Genomic DNA, 528 nt, shown 5'->3' with positions numbered 1-528 from the left:
ATATCAATGGGCCATGAATGGTAAACCATTATATTTTTATGCCAATGATACCAAAGTGGGTGACAAAGACGGCGACAATAAGCTTGGCGTTTGGCATATTATTCCAACCAAATAAAGCGTAATGCAAATAATAAGAAGACAGTCATTATAGTGGCTGTCTTTTTTATAAAATGCTTGTCACGTACAGCGCTGGGCCAAAGCAGATAATAAGCAATTAAATTTATTCTACTTTTTTCTATCAGATCGCCATTAGTCGAGGTAGAGACGTCGGTTATGATAGCGCTGTTTGAAGCTGTGATATCATGGACTATGCGCTCATTGTTGCTAGCAGTATAAGTACTGAGGACTTACATGCTGCTTGCATCAAATACCAAAAACCGTTAAAATCGCGGTTTAATTTTCCCGCTGGGGAAGGCTAAGAGAGCAAGGATATGGTGCTGAGTGCTGGAATAAGCCAGTGACGCAGTTGCCAGATTTGTACATGTCCTTAGTGCCTCAGTTACGTATGCAATCATCTGACCATTGGTC

The 528-nt window shown here is 40.7% G+C and carries 1 protein-coding gene; it reads left to right on the top strand.

All coding sequences use genetic code 11. The annotated features are described in order from the left end of the window. The first annotated feature begins 13 nt into the window (after positions 1–13). Positions 14–115 carry a COG4315 family predicted lipoprotein gene (locus tag ACS8FD_RS24340; protein ID WP_439277735.1) on the top strand — a complete coding sequence of 34 codons (102 nt, stop codon included), beginning with the start codon at positions 14–16 and terminating at the stop codon, positions 113–115. The last annotated feature ends 413 nt before the right edge of the window (positions 116–528 follow it).

It is taken from the genome of Psychrobacter sp. 1U2 (assembly GCF_051847575.1).
Note: the sequence above shows the minus strand (reverse complement) of the source record. Positions and strands in the feature narration are given on the sequence as shown.

Bases quoted from the DNA above. Each gene is read 5' to 3' on its own strand.
- ACS8FD_RS24340 (WP_439277735.1), top strand. From the start codon at position 14: ATGAATGGTAAACCATTATATTTTTATGCCAATGATACCAAAGTGGGT.